Raw genomic sequence first — 22,989 nt, forward strand, 5'->3', positions numbered from 1 at the left:
TGCGATTTAGCGATATGAAAAAGATAACAATTATAGCATCCTTATTAGTAGTGTTTGCAGCTTGTCAAAAAGCTGATATCCACCCTAATACACGATCTTCAGAGAATTCAGTTGGGTCACCGACGAAATGCCTTACTCCAGAATTAAAAAATGGAGCTGGTTCAAACAGTGGTAATACATTATCAACTGGAACAGGTACTGTAATTGATTCAACAAATCCAGATGTTTCACCTGAAGGCGGAGACATTACCGATCCATTGAGAAAGAAAGACAAAAAAGATATGAGATAAAAAAATCCCGCTCTTCAATTGAAAAGCGGGATTTTTTTTGCTTTATTCTTTTCCTACCTATTGTTGAAAATGATCCCAACCCTGAGCGCTCAAAGGAATTAATGATTCATTCTTATCTACTAAATAAATTCCATCACTTGCGTCCGTCATATAACCAATAATAGTCATGTGCGGATTCCCTTTGATTTTATCAAAATCATTTTGAGAAACTGTAAATAACAATTCGTAATCTTCACCCCCATTCAACACACAAGTCACGGGATCCAGATTAAAATCAAGTGCCGTTGTGGAAGTCAAGGAATCGATTGGCAACTTAGCATTATAAACCATCGCTCCTTTCTTACTCGATTTGCACAGGTGTAATATCTCAGAAGCCAAACCATCCGAAACATCAATCATCGATGTGGGAACAACTTCCAATTCTTTCAAATATGCAATCACATCCATCCGAGCTTCTGGCTTCAATTGGCGTTGAATGATATAATCTTTTCCATCCAAATCTGGTTGAATATCCGGATTTGCTTGAAAAACACTTTTCTCACGTTCCAAAACTTGTAGTCCCACATAAGCAGCACCCAAATCGCCTGAAACAACCAACAAATCATTCGTTCCAGCTCCAGATCGATAAACCACTTTCGATTTATCCACCACCCCGATAGCTGTAACAGAAATCACCAAGCCTGAACGGGATGATGTTGTATCTCCTCCAACTAAATCCACTTTATAATGTTGACATGCCAAGCGAATTCCGTCATACAATTCTTCCAAAGCTTCCAAAGGGAACCGATTCGAAACAGCAATTGAAACAGTAATTTGCTCTGGAGTTCCATTCATAGCAGCAATATCAGAAACATTCACCGCAACTGATTTATACCCCAAATGTTTAAATGGAACGTACATCAGGTTAAAGTGAACTCCTTCCACCAACATATCTGTTGAAACTAAGGTGTATTGCTCTTCATTTCTTTCCAGAACTGCAGCATCATCTCCAATTCCAAAAGCCGTTGATTCTCTTGTAATCAAAAAGTTTTTGGTCAATAAATCAATAGTTCCAAATTCACCCAAGGACTCCAAATCCGTTCTTTTCTCTTCTGACATTCGTTAAAATATATGGTACAAAGATAGAAGTATGGAATTAGCTTTCCGAAAATTATGTGCTCAATTCCAGAATTCAGTATCTTTCGGTCATTAAAGATGGATTCAACTTATGAAGAAAACTTCTAATTGGTTCTTTTGGGATTGGAAATCTATTTTCAGAACGATCGTTCTATTTTCAGGCTTGTTCTTGTTGTTTGCTTTCCTATTTCTTTACCCTGATTGGAAAAGAAACAAAGAAGCTGAAAATTATGATGGATTAACTAAAGGAATTATTCTTTCTATTAAACCTATAGAAGAAATTAGTATGAGTGAATACGGAAATAAAACAGTTGCCTATTTCTACACCGTTCGTTACCAGTATCACGTAAATTCAAAAACCTACAAAGGAATAGACAAAATTCCGAATAGTTTAAAAAACAAAAGAATCATTACTCTTTTATTGGATAAGAACAATTCTGAAATTGATATTAAATACGACCCGAAAAAACCAACGAATAGTCAACTGGATTTTTAGATAATCGCATTCATACCCCTAAATATGAAAACATTCACCCTTTTCCTTTTAACCTTAAATTCTTTCTTTGGCGTTGCCCAAATTTTCACGCGATCAGAACTCCCTACTACTCTTTCCGCTCCATGGGAAATTACTTTTGGACCCGATTCCATGCTTTGGGTGACAGAAAGTAACGGAAGAGTTTCTCGAATCGATCCGCAAACTGGAAACAAAACCATTGTTCATTCCGCTGCAGATTATTTTGATGGAAGTCCTTTAGAAAACTCGCCTTTTTGTCCATCACTAGGCATCGGAAGGGGCACTTTGGGTTTAACGCTCCATCCAAACTTTCTTACATTTGGATCCTCTTTCATTTATTTCATGTATTCCTACAATTCAGGAACAACAGCAAACCCAGATACCCGCTATAAAATCAGAAGATTGGAATGGGATTTAACTACCGAGCAAATAATCGGTTTTCAAGATATTATAACAGGTATTTCCAATGGATATGATCATTGGGGAGGGAGAATTTTGGCTGTTAAACGAACTAATATTCCTTACCTATTCGTCACAATTGGTGATCATGGGGCATCTGAAACGAATAGTCCGCAATGCTATAATCCACAAACGGACAATCCGAATAATTTTGCTCAAGACCCAAACACCGACAACGGAAAAATTCACCGTTTCAATATGGACGGAAGTATTCCTGCGGATAATCCAATTTCTGGAAACTCATTCTACACAAGAGGTCATCGCAATCCGCAGGGTTTGGTTTACAACAAAGACTTAGATCTTCTTTACGACATTGAGCATGGGGATCGCACTGATGATGAAATCAATCTATTGGAAAAAGGAATGAACTATGGCTGGAAAGACGTTCGTGGTTATCATGCGGACAATAATTTTCCTGGTGAATCAAATTATGTCACCAATTATGTTCCAAATCCACTCATTTCAAATGACCATTTAGTGGAGCCTATTTATTCAATCTGTGCAGTACAAATACCGAATTCCAACAATGGAAACTCCTGGTGTACAGTTGCACCTTCAGATGGCGCACATTATACGAGCACAGCAATTCCTACATGGACAAATAGCATTCTTCTCGTTACTTTAAAAGATGGTGATTTTACGGATATGGAAGTTTATCAATTTAAATTAAACACGCAAGGAACAATTGCACCTTCAACATCTCAGAACCCTAATCCGAAAAAATATTTTGCGGAAGATCAACAATTAAATGGTCGATTACGAGACATTGCAGTTTCTCCCGACGGCAAGAAAATCTACCTGATCAACAACGGTGGAGGAACTTTAAATACAGACAAAATAACCGTTTACACGGTTGTTGACACAACCAATAATCAACCACTCGCTTTTAAGATTTATCCCAATCCTTCGAATGGAACAATCCATATTCAGCTTCCAGAGATCAAACCTAGTTCCATTCAAATTTTTGATGCGAGAGGAGCTAAAATCAAAGAAATCGAAACCTTCTCCGAGCTTGTAACATTAGATATCAGCGAATTGAAAGCAGGCTTGTATTGGTTGAGTTACCAATCAGAGACATTGAAGAGAGTTCAAAAATTTGTAAAGGAATGATTATAAAAAAGCTTCACCTACTAAAAGATGAAGCTTTTGATCAATTAAACTATTAATGAACTGGCGGCGGCGTATTTGAAGGACAAGTGGGATTCGGACATTGTTCATGTCCTTCAGGCAATGGAGTTCCGCACGCTGGGCAAAACTTTGGTTCTTTTGACAGATAAAATTGCTTTTTCATACTCCTCACTTTTTCGTTACAGGGTAAGGTAGGTAAAAAAGAAGTGGAAGAAAGTTAAAGAGTGTTAGAAGATACTTTCCTTTTTGCAAAAAGAAAAAAAAGCAAACAGGTAATCAAATTCAATATCAATGGAAAATCATAAAAATAGATTTGATCCAACGGAATATCATTTACAATGGCTTCAGAGATTCTATATCTTTCGAAAAGTGCTATATTCTGTTTAATCACCATAAATTTGAGAAAGAACCCGATAAAATAAGTCGCAATAACCAGTATAAACACTCTCCGAAATTTGTTTCTTGGATACTCTGGATTTTTTAATCGTTTTATAAGCATGAGATTTCCGAATAACAATAAGGGAATAGCCCCAAATGACAGAGCAGTTTTTAATCGAAGCGCAAGTAAACCATTAATCGAATTATTGGAAAAACCAGTTGATTTTGCTGAACGCATAATCTCTTTCAATAAAACATCATTCAAAAATGGAAATGCAATCCACATAAGAGTAAAAAACAGAATGACAAGGCCTGAAGTAAGTAAAATTAATTTTTGCATGAAAATGAAATTACTAAAAAATAGTTATTCTGTCCATCACGCTCCTACCAATGGAAATTATTTGACTCTGAATTTATACTTGAAAATCTTAAAAGCCAACTTTCGGAATAAACTCTTCTTAATAACCACATGATTACAGGGCATTCCAAGGTAGGAAGAAGTTCCGAATTGCGGTGACAACACTTCTTTTCCATCCACAATAAATTTGAAAAAGAAGTCATCAGGAACTAAAGCGTATCCACATACCCAACTATCGCCTTCTTTTATCATCAAATTCCCCAGTTTATAGTAAGAAAAATCTTCCAACAACACAGATTTGGCATCTTTGAATCCCTCCAATACTATTTTGTAATTGGCATCAGAAGCAAATTTTCCGCTCAGTTGATCTTTCAGGTTCATCAGGTCTTCATTTCCTGGGAATTTTTTCAGTCCTTCGTCTATCGACTCTAAGGCTTTCTCTTTTTCACCCTTGCTGTATAAAACAATCCCATTTACCCGAAAATCTCCTGCTTCCCAAATTATACTTTTTAGATAATATTCAAAGATGGGATAGCTATCAAAATCCGCTTCCATATTCAGCAAACTGGCAACCAATAAACGCATCTTCTTCGAACGTTTTGTCGAATCCTGAATTGAATTCATGATTTCAATTGCGACTTCATACTTTTTGTTCTTTGCAGCAGTGTACGCTTTTACCAAAGTTTGGTCTTTGAATAAATCACTGATATAGATAGAAGTTTTTCCCAATTTCAATAATTCCTGAACAGTAGTTTTATACGCATTGGTATAATCCTGTCCGAAATAAAACCAAATCTCACCGGTTGTCAAATTATGAATATTCGAATAGATGGTGCCACTTCCTGTATCATCAAATTGACTTGTCGAGTCACAGATTTGAGTAAACAAATCAAGCGAAGGTTCGCCGCTTTTCAATAAACGTTCAGCAATCGGCATTCTGTAACAATCGTCTCCATCATGATCGGCATGACATAAATTGTAATTCGTTGAAGCGAGGTAATTATTCGTGGTAATCCACATACTGTCAGCCACAATAATCCCCAGATTACCTTGTTTATCTGCCAAATGAAGTTGGGAAGATTCCACACTCCACACCTCATACTTTTTATAAAAATCCATTACCTGCTGAACAGTTGTGAAATGCTCCATCATGTATTCAAACATTTTATCGTCTCCACCTGGAAAATGTTCTTTCGTTGTTGATTTTTCTTTGCGTTTAGTATAAGGAACCCAATTAAAATCGAAAAACAAACCAGCTTCATTGAAGCCGCCCTGCATCGATGCATCGGAATAATTATAGCTCAAATAAACATATCCGAAACAATCTTTTTTGGACGGAACAATGTTGATTAAATTCTTAAATGTAAAAACATAGTCTTCATTATTTCCGGCCCACACCTGCCCCTTTTTATCTTTTGCACTAAAAATGGTGCAGGCAGATCCGTTCTGAATGGTAAGAACAAAGGTGAATAGCAAAAGGGCGATTCTGATTTTTGTCATGGTAGTAAAGTTGATGCAGTTGGGGTTTATCAAAGAAACACAATCATTCGAAAACGAACAAATTTAATTTCTGTTTTTTTAATCATTAATGAAGATGAAAACCCCGATTTCCAAAAATCACAGAGGTTCGTAATTCTGTCCCTTACCCCATCCCCACTGCAATTTTTCTACTTCTACTCTTCAACCACCAAACTATTGCCCACAAAAAAAGGAGCTAAAATCAATCAAATAGAATCTCGATCAGATTTACTAACGTTGAATATAAAAGATTTATCAGCAGTTCTGTATTGGTTGAGTTACCATTCAGATACTCTCAAACGAATTGTAAGGTTTGTAAAGGAATAATCATCATAAAACATGGGGTCAACACCCTTTTGTTTACTTGCTTTTGATTGCAGTAACTTCAATTTCTATTTTCAAGGCATCATTCACCAAAGGAGCGCAGTAACAGGTGCATGCGGGTAAAACATCCTGAAAATAAGTTCGCATAACTGCTGCGCACAAAGGAATATCCGCTGGATTCGGAATGATGTATGTAACACGCACAACATCCTGCAAGCTAGCTCCAGCTTCTTTCAATGCGTAGATTATATTTTGAAAAGTTTGTTCAGTTTGTGTTACTACATCCTCAGGCAAACTATCTGCAGCATAATCGTAACCCGTACAACCAGAAACAAAAACCATGTTTTCCACAACAACCGCTCTTGAAAAAGCCATTTCGCGTTCAAATCTAGACGAAGTACTGATTAATTTTTTCTGTGTTTGCATGTTTCAAAGATACAACTTGTTTTACTTGATTTATTTCTCTACACCCATGAAATATATTGCAATCCAGTTTTATTACAGGCAGATCCAATAAATTCTAGCTGATGAAACAGAATAAAACTTTGCGCTCTTCTACCTTCGTGTCACGTCTTTCAGACTACACTCCGTCTTCACCAGCCAAAGCTGGCTCTTCTTTGCGTTTAAATATGTGAGCCATGTTGTTGAGAACAAAAAAAACGCCTTCAGATCTCAGTTTCGTGGTGCAAAGAATGTTGGATTCTTTTTATTCCGATTAACGCAAATTTATGCTTAGTCCCCAGAATTTGGTCTTGATCCAAATTCCGTCCCTAGTCAATTTGTCAGAATGTCGGAACTGTCGCCAGAAAACCAATGCCCACAAAAAAAGGAGCTTATTTCTAAACTCCTTTTTTCTCCCTTTTCTGTTGGCCCACTAGGGCTCGAACCTAGACTCTTCGGTACCAAAAACCGACGTGTTGCCAGTTACACCATGGGCCAATCTCCGCCACTTTCTATAATCATCTATGGCAATGGTTCATTTCGGCAAAAGTGTACCAATAATTGTCCCCATTCGTCCCCACTTCAAACCCAACAAAATCAACAAAATCAAGTATCATGAAAGTAACTATCAGACAAAAGTCGGGTATGCAGTATCTGTATGCTGACATCACAGTTTCGTCCTTACGTGTGAAAGGCACATTAGGCATTTCTATCAAAGAAGGGAAGTTCAACCCGAAAACACAAACCGTACACGGAGTTGGTGAAATCGAAACCAACATTCTTATCAACTCTTTCAAGTCCGAAATACTATCACTCATTCGGGTACTCCAACAGAAGGGCGAATTATCCAACGCTAATTTGTCAAATGGAATCAATGATATTAGATTGAAGTTGACCGATCCTGATTTTTCTATCGACAACGACCAGAGACTAGTTTTCTACGCTAAAAGGTTCATTGAAAATTCGCTAGGAGTTAGAAAACCAGCCACACTAAAACAGTTGCGCAATACACTAACTAAGCTAGAAGCATACGAGCGAACAAAGAAAGTGAAACTGACATTCGACAAAATCGACCTAACATTCTACAACAATTTGGTAGCGCATTGCATAACCGATTTAAACCTTTCTACCAATTCAATAGGAAACATTATCAAGAACCTAAAGACGTTTCTACATTCTGCATTTGAAGAAGGAATACACCAAAACCTCATCTACCGTAGTCGCTACTTTAAAAAGCCGTCGGAAGAATCAGAAGCCATCTATCTGAACGAAGAAGAGTTGTTCTTAATCAAAACTACCATCATGCCAAACCAACACCTTGACAATGTAAGAGATTTATTTCTTTTGGCTTGCTACACTGGTGTTCGTTCCCAAGATTACGATAAGTTGAACAAGAATAGTCTCATCAATGGTGGTACAATGCTAAAAGTACGCACAGAGAAGACAGATGAGGAAGTAATCATTCCGCTACATACTATTGCCAAATCAATACTCGACAAGTACAACGGAACACCTCGATTGATTTCCAACCAAAAATTCAATCAGTACATTAAAGAAGTTTGTCGTATTGTCGGTTTGACGGATTCAGTAACTTTAACGAGAACATGCGGAGGAAAGAAAATCAAAACCACTAGCGAGAAATGTGATGTTGTTTCATCCCATACCGCTAGAAGGAGTTTCGCTACCAATGCATACAAAGCAGGCGTTCCAACGTTAGCGATTATGGCGATAACAGGACACCGTACAGAGAAAGTGTTCTTGAAATACATCAAAGTTACTAAGGAAGAACATGCGAGTTTGGCAAGTCAACATGAGTTCTTTAAGGGTCGGGTGGCTTAAGATTCTTTCTTTGCTTCTTCGAGTTTTTTGAACTCTTCTGCTTTCAACTTTTCCTCTTTCTCATACTCCCTTTTCAATACAATCTCATATTCAACGGCTGACATCGAACATTCAATGAAAGATTTGTATTCTGGTTGGTTTAGAAATAATTTTCTTGCCAGTTCACCAGCTTTCCCTCCCTTAAATTCTTTGGAATGAGCATTAGGAATTCTCATATGAATAATTTTCTTCTCCCCTATACAAAGCCAGCCAGTAATATGCTTCGATTTACTCCCAGATTTAATTTTTAGAGGAGCTTTTTTAAGCACAGACTTATTGACTTCTGATTCCTTAAAAACTTGAAAAGCCATAATTAATTTTCAATTATGAAAGTGGTTAATATCTCCTTTTGAATTTTTAATTCTGAGCTCAAAAGCGAATTCTTTGTATTGCGCAAATCATCATAAATATCTTTAATATACTCACGGACACTTGCGGTCACCTCCGTCACACTATTTTCGTAAACGACAATATCTAGCTCTTCTAGTTCACCTCTAATTTCTCCATCGTCTGTAGCCAAATCAATTTTAAAATTGATATCAAGCGTCAATGTCTCATCATCTAAGTCAGAAATCAAAATATAGCCTCGTTCCAAAGCGCCTATAGGCGAATGAGAAGAAATAAAAGTGGCTGAATCCTTATAAATGTTTGTATTGACTATAACCAAATTTTCAATAAGTGAAATGATTTCCTTAATAATCGGGTATTTGTATTTTTCATTTAACTTCTTTAAAGCGTTTTCTCTAAACTGGAGAGTACTAACCGCTTGTTGAGAAAGTTGTTCTGTATTTTCTAATTCGAGATATGGAATTCTACCCAAGATCTGATGATATTTTTTGGAAGCATCCAAAAACCCTTCATGAAACGCTTTAAAACCTTCCAAATTTTTCTGTAAGACCTGAGCATTTCTTTCCAACTTACGGCGCTCAATTCGTGCTCCGTACACCGTTTTTATTACATCCTTAACTTGCTTAGGTGCGTCAAATCCTTTCACATACGAATTCATCGCAGAGTTAGAAGTTACCGATGGAGTTACCATTTGCATCATACAAACAAAATTAGCATTACTAATAAGACTAGCAACGTTTTTTTACAGAAATTTAAGAGTTAAACTGGATAAAATACATTAACGAAATGATTCCAAGTTTATTTCAAAATAATCAGCCAACTTACAAAGCGTGGTAAACGAAATATCACGCTTTCCTTGTTCAATTCTACCAAAATGTATTCCTGTATCCGCAAATGCATCATTTTGTGTCAATCCCTTAGATATACGAAGTTCTCTAACACGTTCAGCGAGACGTAACAATTTTTCATCATCTAATGCAGAATTCATGACCGAAAAGTCATTTTTTATAAGCACCTACACAATGACCGTTCGGTTATAATTAATAAATTTGCAACTCACAAAACCAAAACAAATGAAAACATCAACTTTTATATCCTTTTGCTTATTGATTATTGCACTAACCACAGGTTGCACAATCGAAAAACGTCTTTTTAGTAAAGGATACCACATTGAATGGAAACGTGGAGTAAAATCCGAAGTTAATGAACGAACCATAGATACAATTGAGTATCATGCGACTATTCGCAAATCAGAAATCACAATCACTGAATCCACTTCTTCTACCGAATTTAAGTCAATAGATAGAATTGACAACTCCAATATGGGAGAAGAGGAAAATCAAAATTCAGAAATATCCAAGACAGCAGATACCAGATCAAACAACTTACTCCGGCAAGTCTCTATTCCAACAACAATTGAGCGACTATCTCCAAAACCTTCGATTGGATTGAGTATAGATGATTCACAACCACAAGAAACTAAAAAAAGAAAGGGTATGGCGATAAGTAGTTTGATACTCGGTTTGTTGGGTATTTCAATTATCGCAATCACTTTAGGAATGATTCAATCACATCGCATCCGTAAACACCCTGATTTATACGCAGGAAGAGGAATGGCAATTTCAGGTGTTTTAATAGGCTTTGGTTGGCTTGTCTTTTGTTGTTTCTTCTTCTTACCGTTTGGACTTGGATTAACAATCTTAGCTCTTATAAGCTTACTGTTTTTCATTTATGGTTTAGTACTAACAATAAAAAATGGAGATTCCGAGCCATTGGGTATCATCGGTTTAATATTGGGATGGTTAGGTGTTATCGCAGCTACGCTTTTTGCATTTGATCTCTAAATTGATTTAAAAATTCTAAACGCTACGATATGGATTTCTATCCTGTGGATTCGGAGGGAAGAAAAGCGTATCGTTTACGAATAGAAAATGGCAAGTTAATCAGCGACTAGACAATATTCGGAAAGAATTAAGAATTGATCTTCAAGGTTTCCAAATTCTTCATTACAATTTTATATACTCTTTCATCTTCCTCTAATGTGGTTACTGATATGCCATCACTTCTCCAATTCAAATAAAGCATTTGAATATTCATATTCTTGGAAAATTGAGTTAATTGTTGTTCTGCAAACTTTGACAAATTTCTTCTTGGCACAATAATTCCATTGATTGCATTTGAGATATCCAGATATTCATATTGCTCCTCACTGAAGGAGTATAAGCGAAATTCACACTCTCCAGAATAATCAATATGCTTTTTGGATAAATCCCGTACCATCTTTTCAAAAGCCAATTCACTATACTGCTGATAACCTAATTCATCCAGCTCATTAAGTCTAATAGAAGCATCCTTATACAACCTTCGGTAAGGCAAATATTCAATCTCTTGACTTAAATCTTTATGTATTTCTAATAGTTTAGACTTTGAAAATGAAAGACACACTCCATTATACCGATCTCCATACTGATCCCACATTCTAGGTTTAAGAAAACCATAATATTCCTCATCAAAATTAGTTTGTCCTTGATTTTTTACCGATTCATTCTGGCAAAAACACAATTGCTTGGCTTGTTCAAACTTTCTCTTTAATTCCAAAGAAACAGTATCTGCATCAACTGCTGTTCTAATCTCAATTTCCTGCATTTGCTCAATATCCCTATATGCTCCACCCTTCCCTCCTATTGACTTCAAAAATTCAATCGGATCATTTGAATGAACTCTTGGCGAAAATCGAAGTTGCTTTTCAAAAAGAATATGTTCTATTGCTGTATTTAAAGCCGTATAATGATAAATAGTGTCTTGATCTTTGAATACATCAGGAATATTGCTGTTCATTTTGTAAAAATTTAGATGGTTCAATATAGTAATTCTGTACCAAATTCCGTCCCTAGTCATTTTGTCGAAATTTCGAACTTCCACCACCAAACTTACACCCACAAAAAAAGGAGCTTATTTCTAAACTCCTTTTTTCTCCCTTTTCTGTTGGCCCACTAGGGCTCGAACCTAGACTACTCTACCTCTGACCGACTTCCCACTTCAACACCATAACTACAAAAGAGCCAATCTCTGCCACTTTCCATAATCATCCATAGAATTGGTTCATTTCGGCAAAAGTGTACCAATAATTGCCCCCATTCGTACCTTAAAAAAAAGCAAACTTGTATACCTGTAAATAATTAGCTATATTGCATTATAATTTAATATATTTCATGGATCCTATTCTAAATCCCTATAATCCTGGAGCAGGAAGTCGCCCCTCATATTTAGCAGGTAGAGACGGTATTTTAACTAAAGCAAATATTTTGTTTAAACGGGTTAAAGCGGGACGTGCTCAAAGATCAATTATGCTTTATGGTTTAAGAGGGGTTGGTAAAACAGTATTACTTAATCGCCTCAATACGATGGCTACAGAGGATGACTATATTGTAGAACAAATAGAAATGTCCGAAAACGACAAGTTCGATGTTAAAATGACAAACCATATTCGAAAGATACTTCTGCAAATCAGTTTATTTGAGAATGCTAAGGATAAATTAAAGAAGGCATTTCGCGTGTTAAAATCACTGTCTTTAACGATACCGGATGGACCAGAAATAAGTATTGACATCGATGCAATAGCAGGAGAGGCCGACTCTGGAAATTTTGAAACCGATTTGATTGATATGTTTGTACATATAGGAAATGCCGCTAAAGAGGAAGGAAAATCCGTTTGTATTTTAATTGATGAGACACAATATCTAAAAGAGTCAGACATGGCAGCATTAATTGCCTCTTGTCATAAAGTCTCTCAGCTTGAATTACCGCTTGTCGTTATTTGCGCCGGCCTACCGTCAATTGCAGCAATGGCTGGCGATGCTAAATCATATTCAGAGCGTCTATTCGAATTCATTCCTGTGAGCAATCTTGTAAGTCCTGAAGTTGAATTAGCTATTTCTCAACCCGCTAAAGATTTGGGGGTTGAATTTACAGATAAAGCCATTCTGGAAGCAATCACCATTACCCAAGGCTATCCTTACTTCATTCAAGAACTAGGTAAACACACTTGGAATCAAGCTGCAAAATCTCCCATTTCGGTAGACGATGTTGTTGCTGCAAAAACGGAAACATTAAACGAATTAGATGATAGCTTTTTCAAGGTGCGGTTTGATCGTGCAATAAATAGAGAGAAAAAGTTAATGGGAGCAATGGCTGAATTGGGTGACGGACCTTATTCCATGTCGGATGTTGCAGCCAAAATGAAAGTCAGACCAACATCTGCAAGTCCAACAAGAGCCACTTTGATAAGAAAAGGATTCATTTATGCCCCTTCTCACGGTCAAATTGATTTTACAGTGCCTCTATTTGCCGATTTTCTAAGACGAGCCAAAATAACTGGAGCAATTGAGGAAGACTAATGGATGAACTAACTTTTATTCATTCTCTCACAATAGAAGTCAAAGAGATTGGCAGCTTTTACGGAGCAAAGTAACAGTCTTTGTTCAGAAACTATTTGATTAGACCCAAGTCCTTTTTAAATGTTGTCCTTCTGTATTCACCTATCTTTTCTTGAGATAATGATTCCGAACCCAATTCATTAATTTTCACCAGATCGTTTTGTATAGCCTCAAGATATTGTTGTAGAACCAATGCCTCAGGAAATCCTTCCTTATAAAATGCCCCTTGCAAAAATTTTTGCCCGTAAATTACTGCATCCATCATTTTTTCAAACATATCATTGTAAGTCAAACATTTCAATTGAAGTTCTCCACTTAAATAAGTATTAGAAAGAACCCGCAATCTTGCTGTAATTTTATGCAAATCTTCAACGTTATTTCTTTTAACAAATTGCTCTACAGAATTCGTGTATTCTTTCCCCCAATCTGAACGTTCATTTGCAGTATGTTTTTCGGAATCATGGGATTCATTAAGTTGATTATAAATGAATTGAAAAGTCCGATAATAGTAATTCAAAGTTGTTACACACTCGTATATCTCTTCAATCTTTCCAACTAAAATCTGTTGCCGATTATTCTTGTTAGCCTGTTCAATCTGCTGTCTATTACTCCTATTAGTAGCTCTCATCGCTAGATAGGAAATTAAAAGAGCACCTAAAGAAACAACGGCTACTGCAACTGATATCCAAAAACCAGCTATTGAGAAATTACTTTCATCCGCCAGCAATTTGTTTTCATACTTATTATGGATGACAATTGGCTTTAAATCTCTTGATTGATTCAGGTTGATTACTGTGTCGGAATGGTTAGTGTAAATAGTGTCTTTCATTTGCCCTTTTTAATCCTAAAGTTAACAAGCCAAGATGAGCGGTGCAAAAGAATAAGATTTTTCCAATAACTGTACCAAATCCCGTCCCACTTAAATTTGTCGATTTGTCGATCTTCCACCATCAAACAAACACCCACAAAAAAAGGAGCTTATTTCTAAACTCCTTTTTTCTCCCTTTTCTGTTGGCCCACTAGGGCTCGAACCTAGACTCTTCGGTACCAAAAACCGACGTGTTGCCAGTTACACCATGGGCCAATTGCGAGGGCAAAGTTAATACTAAATTCTTTTTCTCCAAGACATCTTTTAAAAAAAATGGATTTTTTTGGACAAAAAAGTTAAAATACATTGAATTTCATTCATTTAGCAATTTTCAGCATTTCTGTGCGGAATCGTCACAATATATTTATAACTTCGCAAGTCAAACTTTCAAAGTAAATCATGAATTACAACAAACTAAATAACCTTACTGGCTGGTTGGTTTTTTTAATCGCAACGATTGTTTATTTCCTAACCATTGAAGACACAGTTTCACTCTGGGATTGTGGGGAATACATTACAGCAGCAAATAAATTAGAAGTTGGTCACCCTCCGGGCGCACCGTTATTCATGTTACTTGGACGTTTATTCTCGTTCTTTGCAGAGCCAGAAATGGTAGCAGTTTGGATTAACCGCTTGTCAGCATTGTGTAGTTCATTTACCATTTTGTTCTTGTATTGGTCAATCACCATGTTTGCAAAGAAAATCATGCAACGAAAAGACAGAGATTGGTCGAGAGGTGATCAGATTGCAACACTTGGAGCAGGAATTATTGGTGCCTTGGCATATACTTTCTCTGATTCATTCTGGTTCTCAGCTGTTGAGGGTGAGGTTTATGCGATGTCTTCGTTGTTTACTGCAGCAATTTTTTGGATGATTTTGAAATGGGATGCCGAAATGATTGGTATCAAACACGGTGAAATTAAAGACTCTCGATCTCCGATGCGTTGGATGATTTTGATTTGGTTCATGTTCGGTTTAGCAATTGGTGTCCATTTATTGGGTCTACTTGCAGTGCCAGCCATTGCTTATGTAATCTATTTCAACCTTTGGGAGAAAACAAATCTAAAAGGAATTATTCTAACTGGTTTAATATCAGTAGTAGTTCTTGGATTCGTTCAAGAAGGAATAATCCCAGGAACAGTTGCTTTGGCATCTTGGTTTGAGGTCTCTTTCGTAAATTCTTTTGGTTTACCATTCTTCACAGGAACTATTTTCTTCTTCCTTTTGTTAATCGCTGGATTTCTTTGGGCATTTAAATATGCAAAACGAAAAATGAAACCTTTGATGAACACTGCAGTTTGGAGTTTGTTGTTCTTATTGATTGGTTATGGATCATTTGCTGTGATTGTTATTCGTTCGAATGCAAATACACCATTGGATGAAAATGACCCTGAAAACTTAGTGACGCTTCACGCCTATTTGAAACGTGAACAATATGGATCTTGGCCAATTTTAAACGGACAATATTGGAATTCAGAGCTTGCTGATCCATCCACTTTTGGAGATGGAAGCCCTTATTTCTTGAGACGATTTGTGATTACAAACAATTCAACAGGATTGGAAGCAAAAGCATTTCTAACTGAAAAAGAAGCCAATGAATGGGTAACAGCAAAAGGTGGAGGATTTTCTGTCAAAGAAAAATATTTCTCTAGTAATGAAACTACTCGTAAAAACAATAAGCAAGTATACGCTCAAACGACCTTCTTACCAAGGATGCACTATACTTCCAATGATCCAAGAGATCCGAAAATTGCAGCTTACAAAAATTGGTCAGGTTATGACGCAACGGATGTAACAGATGCGGATGAACTTGGAGCTGATGGATTGAGACTTCCTCGTTTTGGTGAGAATATGCAATACATGTTCAGATACCAAATGAACTGGATGTATTGGCGTTATTTCATGTGGAACTTTGCAGGTCGTCAGAATGATTTCCAAGGACATGGTGATGCCATGCGTGGAAACTGGATTTCTGGGTTCTCATACATTGATGATGCGCGATTAGGTAGCCAAGAAAATGCTCCTTACTATACATTGGAAAATCCAGCGCACAATAATTTCTGGTTATTGCCTTTAATTTTAGGTGTAATTGGAGTAATCTTCCATTTTTACCGAGCTCCAAAAGATGCGTTCATTGTATTCTTGACGTTCTTCTTTACAGGAGTTGCGATTGTGATTTACTTGAATCAAAAACCTTATGAGCCACGCGAGCGAGATTATGCGTATGCTGCCTCCTTCTACGCCTTCGCCTTCTGGATAGGATTGAGTGTCTTAGCGCTTTATGATGCCTATAAAAACTTCTCGAAAGTAGACTGGAAAAACATGTTGATTGGCTTTGGTGGACTTACGGTGTTCATTCTATTCTTTGCAATACCTGGAGGATTCCACATTTTTGCAACTTGGATAACCATTGCAGCTATTGCTTTAGCACTCCTCGGAATAGCCTATGGCTTGCGGAAAGTGCTCCCGAACAACAATGTGGGTGCAATTGCATTTACCGTTCTAACATTGTTTGTTCCATACATCATGGGTTCTCAAGGTTGGGATGATCACGATCGTTCCGAAAAAACATCGGCTCATGATTTAGCTTATAACTACTTGAAATCTTGTGAGAAAAACGGAATTATTTTCTCTGTTGGCGATAACGACACTTTCCCATTGTGGTATTTGCAAGAGGTAGAAGGTGTAAGTACAGATGTGCGTGTTTGTAACACCAGTTTATTCGATACAGATTGGTACACGAATCAAATGAAAATGAAAATGTACGATTCTGAACCATTGCCTATTACTTTCAGAGAAGATCAAATTCTTCAATGGGCAGGTGGAACGGATCAAGCATTTTTCCAATCAACAACTCAGTTATTGAGTCAAGGGATTAAACGCGAAACAGTGGAGAGAATCTTCAAAATGAAACGCGAAAGAAGTCCAAGAGAATTTAACCAAGCTTATGCTTCTTTTGCTGCAACAGCTTCAGGAGTTTTAAATGCTGTGACTTCAAAAGACCCTTCATACGAACCACGAATTTCTGAAATTCGTGCAGCGTTTACGACATCAGCAGATTCAGCAACTCTGACAACCCTTGAGGGAATGCAAAATGGAATCTTGGAAATCTTTGAAGCATACCGCAATCAAATGATTGAAACGGATGTAAAAGGCTTGGAACAATTGCAAACTTTGATGAGCTCTTGGGAAGATTCTTGGTCATTCCTTCCAATTAAAGAAGTAATTAGTTTCATGAAAGATGATGAAAACATCGTGAAATATGGAACAGCATCTTTACGTGTTATTCCTTGTACTGGATTTATTTTACCAGTAAACAAGAAAAATGCAATTGCTTCTAAAATTATTACTGCTGAAGAAGCAAATGAGTGTGAAGATGAAATTCGTTTCCGATTCAATGCAAGATCCGTTCAAGCTATTACGAAATCAGATATCATGATTTTGGATATGTTGGCGAACAATGATTGGAAACGTCCAATGTACTTTACTTCTCCTGGAAACACAGAAGTTTCTACGGCAATGTATCAAAGCGGACATTTACGTACAAATGGTATGGCTTGGGAAATTTCTCCAATTACAGCAAAAGGAAGTACTCCAATTAACGAAAAATTGATGTACAAACATTTGATGGAGACATACCACTTCGGAAAAATGAATGATCCAAATGTATTGACAGATTACTATGCAAGACGCCAAACTGTTCAGTTTAGAACAATGTTTGCTCAATTGGCTGAACATTATGTGATTCAAGCAGAGCAAATGGAAACTAGCAAGCAACAATATGGACCAATGATTAAAAACTTGCGTGCTTCTGGACAAAACAACGTTGCAGATTCATTGGAAAACACCTTTGACAGTGCATTGGGAATGTCTGCTGTTGAATTGCGTAAAAGAGCGTCTAAATTGATTCATAAATCATTAGAAGTCATGCCTGCAAATGTGGTGTTGGATTATGGCGAAAGACCATCTTCTGCTGGTCCAATTACGGATGCAAATGGAAATGAATACACGCAATTCCAAGATGGAGTATTACAAGATTACGTTGGTTTACTATACCGTGCAAATGATAAAGAAGGAGCAGAAAAATTGGGTGCAGAAGTAGCACGTCAAATTGAGAGCATCCTAGGTTATTTCAAAAATAGCCCCGCGAAATACGCTGCAAATAACTATCCTGATTACATTGCTGCAGTTGGTAATTACGCAACCATTCACAAATTTGCTGGAGACCCAAGAATTGGGAATCCAAACGGAGTACTTTTTGCTCGTACATCAAAAGGAATTGAAGGTCTTTACAATGTAGATTTGAAACGAATCTATACAGAATTAGATCAACTTTCTTTGGAAGATGATGAAATGGATTACAGCTTAGAAAAGCAACGACTTCAAGGAACAATGAATGCGATTGATTTCAGTTATCAATTAACTGGAACTCAAATGCCTTCTGCTCCAGCAAACCCTGCTTCGCCAGGAATGCCTGCAGGAAGTGAAATGATGTTACCAGAAGAACCGTTGAATAGTGTACAAGCAAATGATACACAGGACCGTTAATTCGATAACTGTTCTAATATGAAATTATTTAAACCTCCACGCTTAACAGATTGGGTTTTCCCAAGGTTAAGGTGGAGGTTTTCTGTTTCTGAACCAATTATCTTCATCACTTTTGATGACGGACCAAATCCAGAAATAACTCCTTTTGTTTTAGATTTATTGAAGGAATACAATTGGAAAGCAACCTTTTTCTGTGTGGGTCAAAACGCATTGAAATACCCTGAATTATTTCAACGAATTACCGATGAAGGACATGCTATTGGAAACCACACCATGCAGCATTTCAATGCACTAAAAACAGAAAAAGAAGTTTATTTAGCATCTTTTCGGGAATTTGAGCAAAATCATCCCACGACCCTTTTCAGACCACCTTATGGACGAATAAAACCAAGTATTGCGAAAGAAATTGGAAAATCCCACCAAATAATCATGTGGTCGTGGCTTTCTTACGATTATGACTTGACGGTGAGCAACGAGAAAATACTTTCAGAAGCAACTCGGATTAAAAAAGGAGATATTTTAGTACTTCACGACAATGCAAAAATTGCTGAACGGCAACGTGAATTGCTTCCGCAGTTATTCAAACTATTACACGAAAAAGGATTTGAATCGAAGCCTATTTCTGCTTAGGCTTTTTGTAAATTGGAACGGTAGAACAAGGTTCACCATACATAATGCTAGAACAAACGGGCTGAACTTTCACTAAAAACTGAGACATTACAGCTTCTGGATTCGGGATATCAGAACATCCTTTTACAATCAATTTCCCATCCAAAAATTGCTCAACATCCAATCGATTAATCGTTAATTCCAACGCTTTTTGCTTAGCTTCTGAAAGAGATCCAATAGTTACTGAATCTGCTATTCCAACCAACTTGGAGCTTACCAACATAAATGCCCAAGAAGGCAAAATCGCTTCAACGGAGCAAAACAAGTAAACATGCTTATTTTGAAACTGATTCCAATCAAAATTCTTGACGTATTCACGGAAATCTTTCTCCTTCAGCGCCAATCCTTGCCACAAAGAAGGCTCAAAATCAAAACCTGCAAACTCCGAATTTTTCGGACAATAATCAGCTAAATCAACTGCTATTAATCCACTTTGTGCTATTTTATTGACAATCTCAGACATACCACAAATTTACGGAATTCTGACCGAATCAATCTCTCAGTTGTTAAACTTCGATGCCTGTAAAGCTATTTTAACAAAAATTAAAGAACCCATTTACACCTTATGCCTTACATTTATCGAATCAAAAAATAAAGCCATGAAAAACGCACTTTTTTTAGGAATTACAGCTTCCCTATTTTTACTAGGATCTTGTTCATCAGGAGAGAAAAAAATCATTTCAGTTGAGAAAAAGGTCGCTTACAAAAAATTAGATCCCGTTCAAGCTGATCGAAAATTGGCCATTGAAGTTTCGGGTATGAGTTGTGAACATGCATGCGGAGGTTCCATCCGAATGGCTTTGAAAGAAACGGGGGCTGTTGATCGTGTTTCTTACGATTTTGAAACAGGAAGAAAAACAAACACGGCTTACGTTACCTTTGATAAATCTAAAATTTCTGCCGATAAAATTATTTCCATTATCGAGACTATTAATGAAAAACAATTTACAACAGGCAAGACGAGTTCAACGGATATCGAAGAAACAGCTAAATCCAGCAGTCCTTCAACAACCGTTGTTACTGAAACAAAAACGAGTAAAATTAACGTAGACGTTTCAGAAACATCCTGGAAAATTCCAAATGTTTTATCATTTTTCTCTCATTTGATCAACTAAAAACAATCACTATTTGTAGCTTTGTATTATGAAGCTGCAACATCGTATAATTGGAGAAGGAAAGCCACTGATTATTCTTCACGGACTCTTTGGTTCATCTGATAATTGGCAAACACACGCCAAACGTTTCTCAGAGTATTTTCAAGTTATTCTAGTCGATCAACGCAATCACGGTCACACCGATTGGAGTGAAGAATTTGACTATGATTTGCTTGCTGCAGATTTACAAGAACTCATCTCGGATTTAGGATTCGAAAAAGTCAATCTTTTAGGTCATTCTATGGGTGGAAAAACGGTTATGCGTTACGCACAGCTATATCCTGATACCATTGAAAAGATGATTGTGGTAGATATGGGATTAAAAGGCTATCCACCACATCACCAACAAATTTTAAAAGGAATTGATGCACTCAATGCAACAGCAATGGATTCCCGTTCTGCTGCTGAAGCGATCCTTCTTCCTTTTGTTCCAGAAAACGGAACCAGACAATTTCTCATGAAAAATCTGTATTGGATCGAAAAAGGAAAATTGGCTTGGCGTATGAATGTGGAGGTTCTTGAAAAAGAGATGCCGAACATTCTAAAAGCATTGCCCGAACAGGAAGTGCTGGTGCAAACCCTATTCATTCGCGGCGGACTATCCAATTACATCATCGATGAAGACATTTCAGACATTGAAAACCAATTCCCCGATTCTTCTTTTGTGACCATTGAAAATGCAGGACATTGGGTTCATGCCGAACAACCAGAAGAATTTATGAATGCCGTTTTGGAATTTTTGTTGAGGTAAATCCTACCAAATAAAACTAAAAAAAGGAATGCTGCAAGCAGCATTCCTTACTCATAAACACTGTTTTGATTATTTGATTTCAATACTGGATTTTAAATCCAAATTGAAATCAATAAAATTTTGGTGTTTTTTGCCCTATTGTGGGGAAATTTGGAAATATTATTGAACATTATGTGGGGACATTATGTGGGGACGCGATGCCTCGCGTCCCTGTCTGTATGTCTATTTGGATTTATAATTTTGGGGATTATCCCTAATGTATTTTTCAATTCTTTCAAATTGCTCTGAATTTCTAACAATAATGTCATGGTACCTTGATTGCCATTGAAATTCTATTCCCAACTTCTTGCATCTGGTTGTCACTGCTGATTTAAACCCTCTTACAACAGATGCCAAATTATTTGATTGTGACTTAAACTCATTATTCTTAATACTCCCTAATTCTGTTACATTCTGATTTTTTCCATTAAACTCACTTTCTCCAATAGTTATCAAGGCATGAAAATGATCTGGCATGACAACAAATTGATGCAATTCTACTCGCATTCGTTGCCTTAATTCCTTTGTATTAAGCCATTCTTCTAAAGCAATAACTCCGACTTCACTTAATTGGATTTCACCTTCTTGAATCTTACCAAAGAATCGACTTTTATTCTTCGTGCAAATCGTAATAAAATAGGTTCCTGAATTGGAATAATCCCACCAACTCGCACGCATTGTCTGATTTTGAAATCGAAGAGCCATAGCTTTTCTTATTTAATTTAAGAAAAATCAGGATATGAAAAAGAGTCTCTTGAAGAAATTTAATTGATTTTTATTGGCAGGTGATATAGAGTACTCACCGGATGCCCGCCTTTTGTTGCAGGAATCCAGCGGGGCATGTGCCGAATTATTCGTTTTATTTCAGTTTCACACTGAAAACAATCAGGAGCTATTTTAATCAACGCGTCCATGATCTCCCCGTTATCATTAATCCTGAATTTTACATAGACATTTTTGCGATCAGGATCTTCAGATTTGACACCTGCTTTTTCTACCTCATCAGTTAAATACTGTTTCAATACTTTCCATCCTCCAGGAAACTCAGGCATTTTCTCATAAGGCACTTCGTTTGTTGTTTCAGACTCTTCAAACAGGTTCTTCACACCCTCATCATCATCTCTTGTACCGCAGATCCAGCCATCTTTCGTTTTAGACGGAAACTGATTCCTCATTTTCTGACAGTAATCACTTGTTCTTGAAATCAACTGAAACCAATAAGCAATTTGAGAAGAGTCTGCCTTATGAACTTGTAATTTTTTCTTTGCTGCAATTATATTGGATTTCAAATCAGAACTTATTCTTTCAAAGAAAGAAATTTCCTGCCTCAACGAAGCATTGTATTGCTTTGGGGTCATTCTTTTGCGCTCTGCCAAAAAAGTCCCTATCCCCAACTCTAATCTAAGTACTACTACCGGATCCCCCAATTTAGCCTGAAATATTTCCAATTTTTCCAGCGAAACTTCATCGTATCTATAAAACTGACTCCAATCAATTAAACTATCATTGGTTTCATTGATTAATGAATGGAAGTCAAACTTTGTTTCTTCCGTAACATAATATTCGTCCAATACGTTCTTCATTCGAGCTATGTTTTCGTTTTCCAGATCAAATGAAGCTTCTTTTAAGGAAGAATCTTCACTAAAAAGGGAATCTGCCTCTTTCTTCTGAGCATCACGTTTCACTTCTAACTGTTTATTCTGTTGTTTGATGGATTGACCAAAAGAGATCGACAGACAACAGAAAGCAAGAATCAGCATAGTAAATTGCAT

At 36.8% G+C, this 22,989-nt stretch carries 23 protein-coding genes and 2 tRNA genes; 10 read left to right on the top strand and 15 right to left on the bottom strand.

Annotation, left to right across the window (positions count from 1 at the left end):
- Nucleotides 1–14 precede the first annotated feature (14 nt).
- Nucleotides 15–290 (top strand): hypothetical protein, encoded by a 276-nt coding sequence (locus FLUTA_RS05380; protein ID WP_148235393.1) that lies wholly within the window; start codon nucleotides 15–17, stop codon nucleotides 288–290.
- Nucleotides 291–347: 57 nt separating this feature from the next.
- On the opposite strand, the gene thiL is transcribed toward FLUTA_RS05380, so the two are convergent.
- On the bottom strand, nucleotides 348–1,388 hold the full coding sequence (thiL, locus tag FLUTA_RS05385) for a thiamine-phosphate kinase (protein ID WP_013685849.1): 1,041 nt from the start codon (nucleotides 1,386–1,388) through the stop codon (nucleotides 348–350).
- A 109-nt stretch (nucleotides 1,389–1,497) separates the two neighbouring features.
- On the opposite strand from thiL, the gene FLUTA_RS05390 reads away from it, so the two are divergent.
- Together FLUTA_RS05390 and FLUTA_RS05395 are read left to right on the top strand one after the other, a co-directional pair.
- On the top strand, nucleotides 1,498–1,902 hold the full coding sequence (locus FLUTA_RS05390) for a DUF3592 domain-containing protein (RefSeq protein ID WP_013685850.1): 405 nt from the start codon (nucleotides 1,498–1,500) through the stop codon (nucleotides 1,900–1,902).
- Nucleotides 1,903–1,926: 24 nt separating this feature from the next.
- Complete coding sequence (locus tag FLUTA_RS05395; RefSeq protein ID WP_013685851.1) at nucleotides 1,927–3,489, top strand: PQQ-dependent sugar dehydrogenase; 1,563 nt, start codon at nucleotides 1,927–1,929, stop codon at nucleotides 3,487–3,489.
- 52 nt (nucleotides 3,490–3,541) lie between these two features.
- Here FLUTA_RS05395 and FLUTA_RS21925 read toward each other — a convergent pair whose 3' ends face one another.
- The 5 genes from FLUTA_RS21925 to FLUTA_RS05415 all read right to left on the bottom strand — a co-directional run bounded on the left by FLUTA_RS21925 (nucleotide 3,542) and on the right by FLUTA_RS05415 (nucleotide 7,024).
- On the bottom strand, nucleotides 3,542–3,670 hold the full coding sequence (locus FLUTA_RS21925; RefSeq protein WP_280985161.1) for a hypothetical protein: 129 nt from the start codon (nucleotides 3,668–3,670) through the stop codon (nucleotides 3,542–3,544).
- Nucleotides 3,671–3,724: 54 nt separating this feature from the next.
- The gene (locus FLUTA_RS05400) at nucleotides 3,725–4,225 is read right to left on the bottom strand and encodes a hypothetical protein (RefSeq protein ID WP_013685852.1); all 501 of its coding nucleotides are present in this window, start codon (nucleotides 4,223–4,225) and stop codon (nucleotides 3,725–3,727) included.
- Nucleotides 4,226–4,282: 57 nt separating this feature from the next.
- On the bottom strand, nucleotides 4,283–5,743 hold the full coding sequence (locus FLUTA_RS05405; protein WP_013685853.1) for an Ntn hydrolase family protein: 1,461 nt from the start codon (nucleotides 5,741–5,743) through the stop codon (nucleotides 4,283–4,285).
- Between the two features lie 378 nt (nucleotides 5,744–6,121).
- On the bottom strand, nucleotides 6,122–6,511 hold the full coding sequence (locus tag FLUTA_RS05410) for a RidA family protein (RefSeq protein ID WP_013685854.1): 390 nt from the start codon (nucleotides 6,509–6,511) through the stop codon (nucleotides 6,122–6,124).
- 440 nt (nucleotides 6,512–6,951) lie between these two features.
- A tRNA-Gln gene (locus tag FLUTA_RS05415) sits at nucleotides 6,952–7,024 on the bottom strand.
- A gap of 117 nt (nucleotides 7,025–7,141) precedes the next feature.
- Here FLUTA_RS05415 and FLUTA_RS20575 point away from each other — a divergent pair.
- On the top strand, nucleotides 7,142–8,365 hold the full coding sequence (locus FLUTA_RS20575) for a site-specific integrase (RefSeq protein WP_013685855.1): 1,224 nt from the start codon (nucleotides 7,142–7,144) through the stop codon (nucleotides 8,363–8,365).
- Here the strand turns inward: FLUTA_RS20575 and FLUTA_RS05425 are convergent.
- The 3 genes from FLUTA_RS05425 to FLUTA_RS05435 form a co-directional block, all read right to left on the bottom strand.
- The gene (locus FLUTA_RS05425) at nucleotides 8,362–8,715 is read right to left on the bottom strand and encodes a hypothetical protein (RefSeq protein WP_013685856.1); all 354 of its coding nucleotides are present in this window, start codon (nucleotides 8,713–8,715) and stop codon (nucleotides 8,362–8,364) included. The two genes, FLUTA_RS20575 and FLUTA_RS05425, sit on opposite strands and share 4 nt — an antisense overlap.
- 2 nt (nucleotides 8,716–8,717) lie before the next feature.
- Entirely contained in the window at nucleotides 8,718–9,452 is a 735-nt protein-coding gene (locus FLUTA_RS05430) for a hypothetical protein (RefSeq protein ID WP_013685857.1), read from the bottom strand.
- A 78-nt stretch (nucleotides 9,453–9,530) separates the two neighbouring features.
- Nucleotides 9,531–9,740 (bottom strand): helix-turn-helix domain-containing protein, encoded by a 210-nt coding sequence (locus tag FLUTA_RS05435; RefSeq protein ID WP_013685858.1) that lies wholly within the window; start codon nucleotides 9,738–9,740, stop codon nucleotides 9,531–9,533.
- Nucleotides 9,741–9,825: 85 nt separating this feature from the next.
- Between FLUTA_RS05435 and FLUTA_RS05440 the strand changes: the two genes are divergently transcribed.
- Complete coding sequence (locus FLUTA_RS05440; RefSeq protein ID WP_013685859.1) at nucleotides 9,826–10,596, top strand: DUF4190 domain-containing protein; 771 nt, start codon at nucleotides 9,826–9,828, stop codon at nucleotides 10,594–10,596.
- A 127-nt stretch (nucleotides 10,597–10,723) separates the two neighbouring features.
- Here FLUTA_RS05440 and FLUTA_RS05445 read toward each other — a convergent pair whose 3' ends face one another.
- Nucleotides 10,724–11,590, bottom strand: a complete 867-nt coding sequence (locus FLUTA_RS05445) for a DUF2971 domain-containing protein (protein WP_013685860.1) — start codon at nucleotides 11,588–11,590, stop codon at nucleotides 10,724–10,726.
- Between the two features lie 374 nt (nucleotides 11,591–11,964).
- Between FLUTA_RS05445 and FLUTA_RS05450 the strand changes: the two genes are divergently transcribed.
- Entirely contained in the window at nucleotides 11,965–13,149 is a 1,185-nt protein-coding gene (locus FLUTA_RS05450) for an ATP-binding protein (protein WP_013685861.1), read from the top strand.
- A 91-nt stretch (nucleotides 13,150–13,240) separates the two neighbouring features.
- Here FLUTA_RS05450 and FLUTA_RS05455 read toward each other — a convergent pair whose 3' ends face one another.
- Together FLUTA_RS05455 and FLUTA_RS05460 are read right to left on the bottom strand one after the other, a co-directional pair.
- Nucleotides 13,241–14,017 carry a hypothetical protein gene (locus tag FLUTA_RS05455; protein ID WP_013685862.1) on the bottom strand — a complete coding sequence of 259 codons (777 nt, stop codon included), beginning with the start codon at nucleotides 14,015–14,017 and terminating at the stop codon, nucleotides 13,241–13,243.
- Nucleotides 14,018–14,199: 182 nt separating this feature from the next.
- A tRNA-Gln gene (locus tag FLUTA_RS05460) sits at nucleotides 14,200–14,272 on the bottom strand.
- 183 nt (nucleotides 14,273–14,455) lie between these two features.
- Between FLUTA_RS05460 and FLUTA_RS20580 the strand changes: the two genes are divergently transcribed.
- The gene (locus tag FLUTA_RS20580; RefSeq protein WP_013685863.1) at nucleotides 14,456–18,604 is read left to right on the top strand and encodes a glycosyltransferase family 117 protein; all 4,149 of its coding nucleotides are present in this window, start codon (nucleotides 14,456–14,458) and stop codon (nucleotides 18,602–18,604) included.
- A gap of 18 nt (nucleotides 18,605–18,622) precedes the next feature.
- The gene (locus FLUTA_RS05475) at nucleotides 18,623–19,234 is read left to right on the top strand and encodes a polysaccharide deacetylase family protein (protein WP_013685864.1); all 612 of its coding nucleotides are present in this window, start codon (nucleotides 18,623–18,625) and stop codon (nucleotides 19,232–19,234) included.
- On the opposite strand, the gene FLUTA_RS05480 is transcribed toward FLUTA_RS05475, so the two are convergent.
- Nucleotides 19,221–19,736, bottom strand: a complete 516-nt coding sequence (locus FLUTA_RS05480) for a DUF2480 family protein (protein ID WP_013685865.1) — start codon at nucleotides 19,734–19,736, stop codon at nucleotides 19,221–19,223. The two genes, FLUTA_RS05475 and FLUTA_RS05480, sit on opposite strands and share 14 nt — an antisense overlap.
- A gap of 136 nt (nucleotides 19,737–19,872) precedes the next feature.
- Between FLUTA_RS05480 and FLUTA_RS05485 the strand changes: the two genes are divergently transcribed.
- Together FLUTA_RS05485 and FLUTA_RS05490 are read left to right on the top strand one after the other, a co-directional pair.
- Nucleotides 19,873–20,388 (top strand): heavy-metal-associated domain-containing protein, encoded by a 516-nt coding sequence (locus FLUTA_RS05485; RefSeq protein ID WP_013685866.1) that lies wholly within the window; start codon nucleotides 19,873–19,875, stop codon nucleotides 20,386–20,388.
- A gap of 28 nt (nucleotides 20,389–20,416) precedes the next feature.
- Nucleotides 20,417–21,178 carry an alpha/beta fold hydrolase gene (locus tag FLUTA_RS05490; protein ID WP_013685867.1) on the top strand — a complete coding sequence of 254 codons (762 nt, stop codon included), beginning with the start codon at nucleotides 20,417–20,419 and terminating at the stop codon, nucleotides 21,176–21,178.
- Between the two features lie 222 nt (nucleotides 21,179–21,400).
- Here FLUTA_RS05490 and FLUTA_RS05495 read toward each other — a convergent pair whose 3' ends face one another.
- Both FLUTA_RS05495 and FLUTA_RS05500 read right to left on the bottom strand, forming a co-directional pair.
- Nucleotides 21,401–21,922, bottom strand: coding sequence for a transposase (locus FLUTA_RS05495; protein WP_013685868.1), 522 nt, complete (start codon nucleotides 21,920–21,922; stop codon nucleotides 21,401–21,403).
- 59 nt (nucleotides 21,923–21,981) lie between these two features.
- Nucleotides 21,982–22,989, bottom strand: a complete 1,008-nt coding sequence (locus FLUTA_RS05500; protein ID WP_043023656.1) for an energy transducer TonB — start codon at nucleotides 22,987–22,989, stop codon at nucleotides 21,982–21,984.

The organism is Fluviicola taffensis DSM 16823, assembly GCF_000194605.1.
GTDB lineage: Bacteria > Bacteroidota > Bacteroidia > Flavobacteriales_D > Crocinitomicaceae > Fluviicola > Fluviicola taffensis.

Bases quoted from the DNA above. Each gene is read 5' to 3' on its own strand.
- FLUTA_RS05380 (WP_148235393.1), top strand. From the start codon at position 15: ATGAAAAAGATAACAATTATAGCATCCTTATTAGTAGTGTTTGCAGCT.
- thiL (WP_013685849.1), bottom strand. From the start codon at position 1,388: ATGTCAGAAGAGAAAAGAACGGATTTGGAGTCCTTGGGTGAATTTGGA.
- FLUTA_RS05390 (WP_013685850.1), top strand. From the start codon at position 1,498: ATGAAGAAAACTTCTAATTGGTTCTTTTGGGATTGGAAATCTATTTTC.
- FLUTA_RS05395 (WP_013685851.1), top strand. From the start codon at position 1,927: ATGAAAACATTCACCCTTTTCCTTTTAACCTTAAATTCTTTCTTTGGC.
- FLUTA_RS21925 (WP_280985161.1), bottom strand. From the start codon at position 3,670: ATGAAAAAGCAATTTTATCTGTCAAAAGAACCAAAGTTTTGCCCAGCG.
- FLUTA_RS05400 (WP_013685852.1), bottom strand. From the start codon at position 4,225: ATGCAAAAATTAATTTTACTTACTTCAGGCCTTGTCATTCTGTTTTTT.
- FLUTA_RS05405 (WP_013685853.1), bottom strand. From the start codon at position 5,743: ATGACAAAAATCAGAATCGCCCTTTTGCTATTCACCTTTGTTCTTACC.
- FLUTA_RS05410 (WP_013685854.1), bottom strand. From the start codon at position 6,511: ATGCAAACACAGAAAAAATTAATCAGTACTTCGTCTAGATTTGAACGC.
- FLUTA_RS20575 (WP_013685855.1), top strand. From the start codon at position 7,142: ATGAAAGTAACTATCAGACAAAAGTCGGGTATGCAGTATCTGTATGCT.
- FLUTA_RS05425 (WP_013685856.1), bottom strand. From the start codon at position 8,715: ATGGCTTTTCAAGTTTTTAAGGAATCAGAAGTCAATAAGTCTGTGCTT.
- FLUTA_RS05430 (WP_013685857.1), bottom strand. From the start codon at position 9,452: ATGATGCAAATGGTAACTCCATCGGTAACTTCTAACTCTGCGATGAAT.
- FLUTA_RS05435 (WP_013685858.1), bottom strand. From the start codon at position 9,740: ATGAATTCTGCATTAGATGATGAAAAATTGTTACGTCTCGCTGAACGT.
- FLUTA_RS05440 (WP_013685859.1), top strand. From the start codon at position 9,826: ATGAAAACATCAACTTTTATATCCTTTTGCTTATTGATTATTGCACTA.
- FLUTA_RS05445 (WP_013685860.1), bottom strand. From the start codon at position 11,590: ATGAACAGCAATATTCCTGATGTATTCAAAGATCAAGACACTATTTAT.
- FLUTA_RS05450 (WP_013685861.1), top strand. From the start codon at position 11,965: ATGGATCCTATTCTAAATCCCTATAATCCTGGAGCAGGAAGTCGCCCC.
- FLUTA_RS05455 (WP_013685862.1), bottom strand. From the start codon at position 14,017: ATGAAAGACACTATTTACACTAACCATTCCGACACAGTAATCAACCTG.
- FLUTA_RS20580 (WP_013685863.1), top strand. From the start codon at position 14,456: ATGAATTACAACAAACTAAATAACCTTACTGGCTGGTTGGTTTTTTTA.
- FLUTA_RS05475 (WP_013685864.1), top strand. From the start codon at position 18,623: ATGAAATTATTTAAACCTCCACGCTTAACAGATTGGGTTTTCCCAAGG.
- FLUTA_RS05480 (WP_013685865.1), bottom strand. From the start codon at position 19,736: ATGTCTGAGATTGTCAATAAAATAGCACAAAGTGGATTAATAGCAGTT.
- FLUTA_RS05485 (WP_013685866.1), top strand. From the start codon at position 19,873: ATGAAAAACGCACTTTTTTTAGGAATTACAGCTTCCCTATTTTTACTA.
- FLUTA_RS05490 (WP_013685867.1), top strand. From the start codon at position 20,417: ATGAAGCTGCAACATCGTATAATTGGAGAAGGAAAGCCACTGATTATT.
- FLUTA_RS05495 (WP_013685868.1), bottom strand. From the start codon at position 21,922: ATGGCTCTTCGATTTCAAAATCAGACAATGCGTGCGAGTTGGTGGGAT.
- FLUTA_RS05500 (WP_043023656.1), bottom strand. From the start codon at position 22,989: ATGCAATTTACTATGCTGATTCTTGCTTTCTGTTGTCTGTCGATCTCT.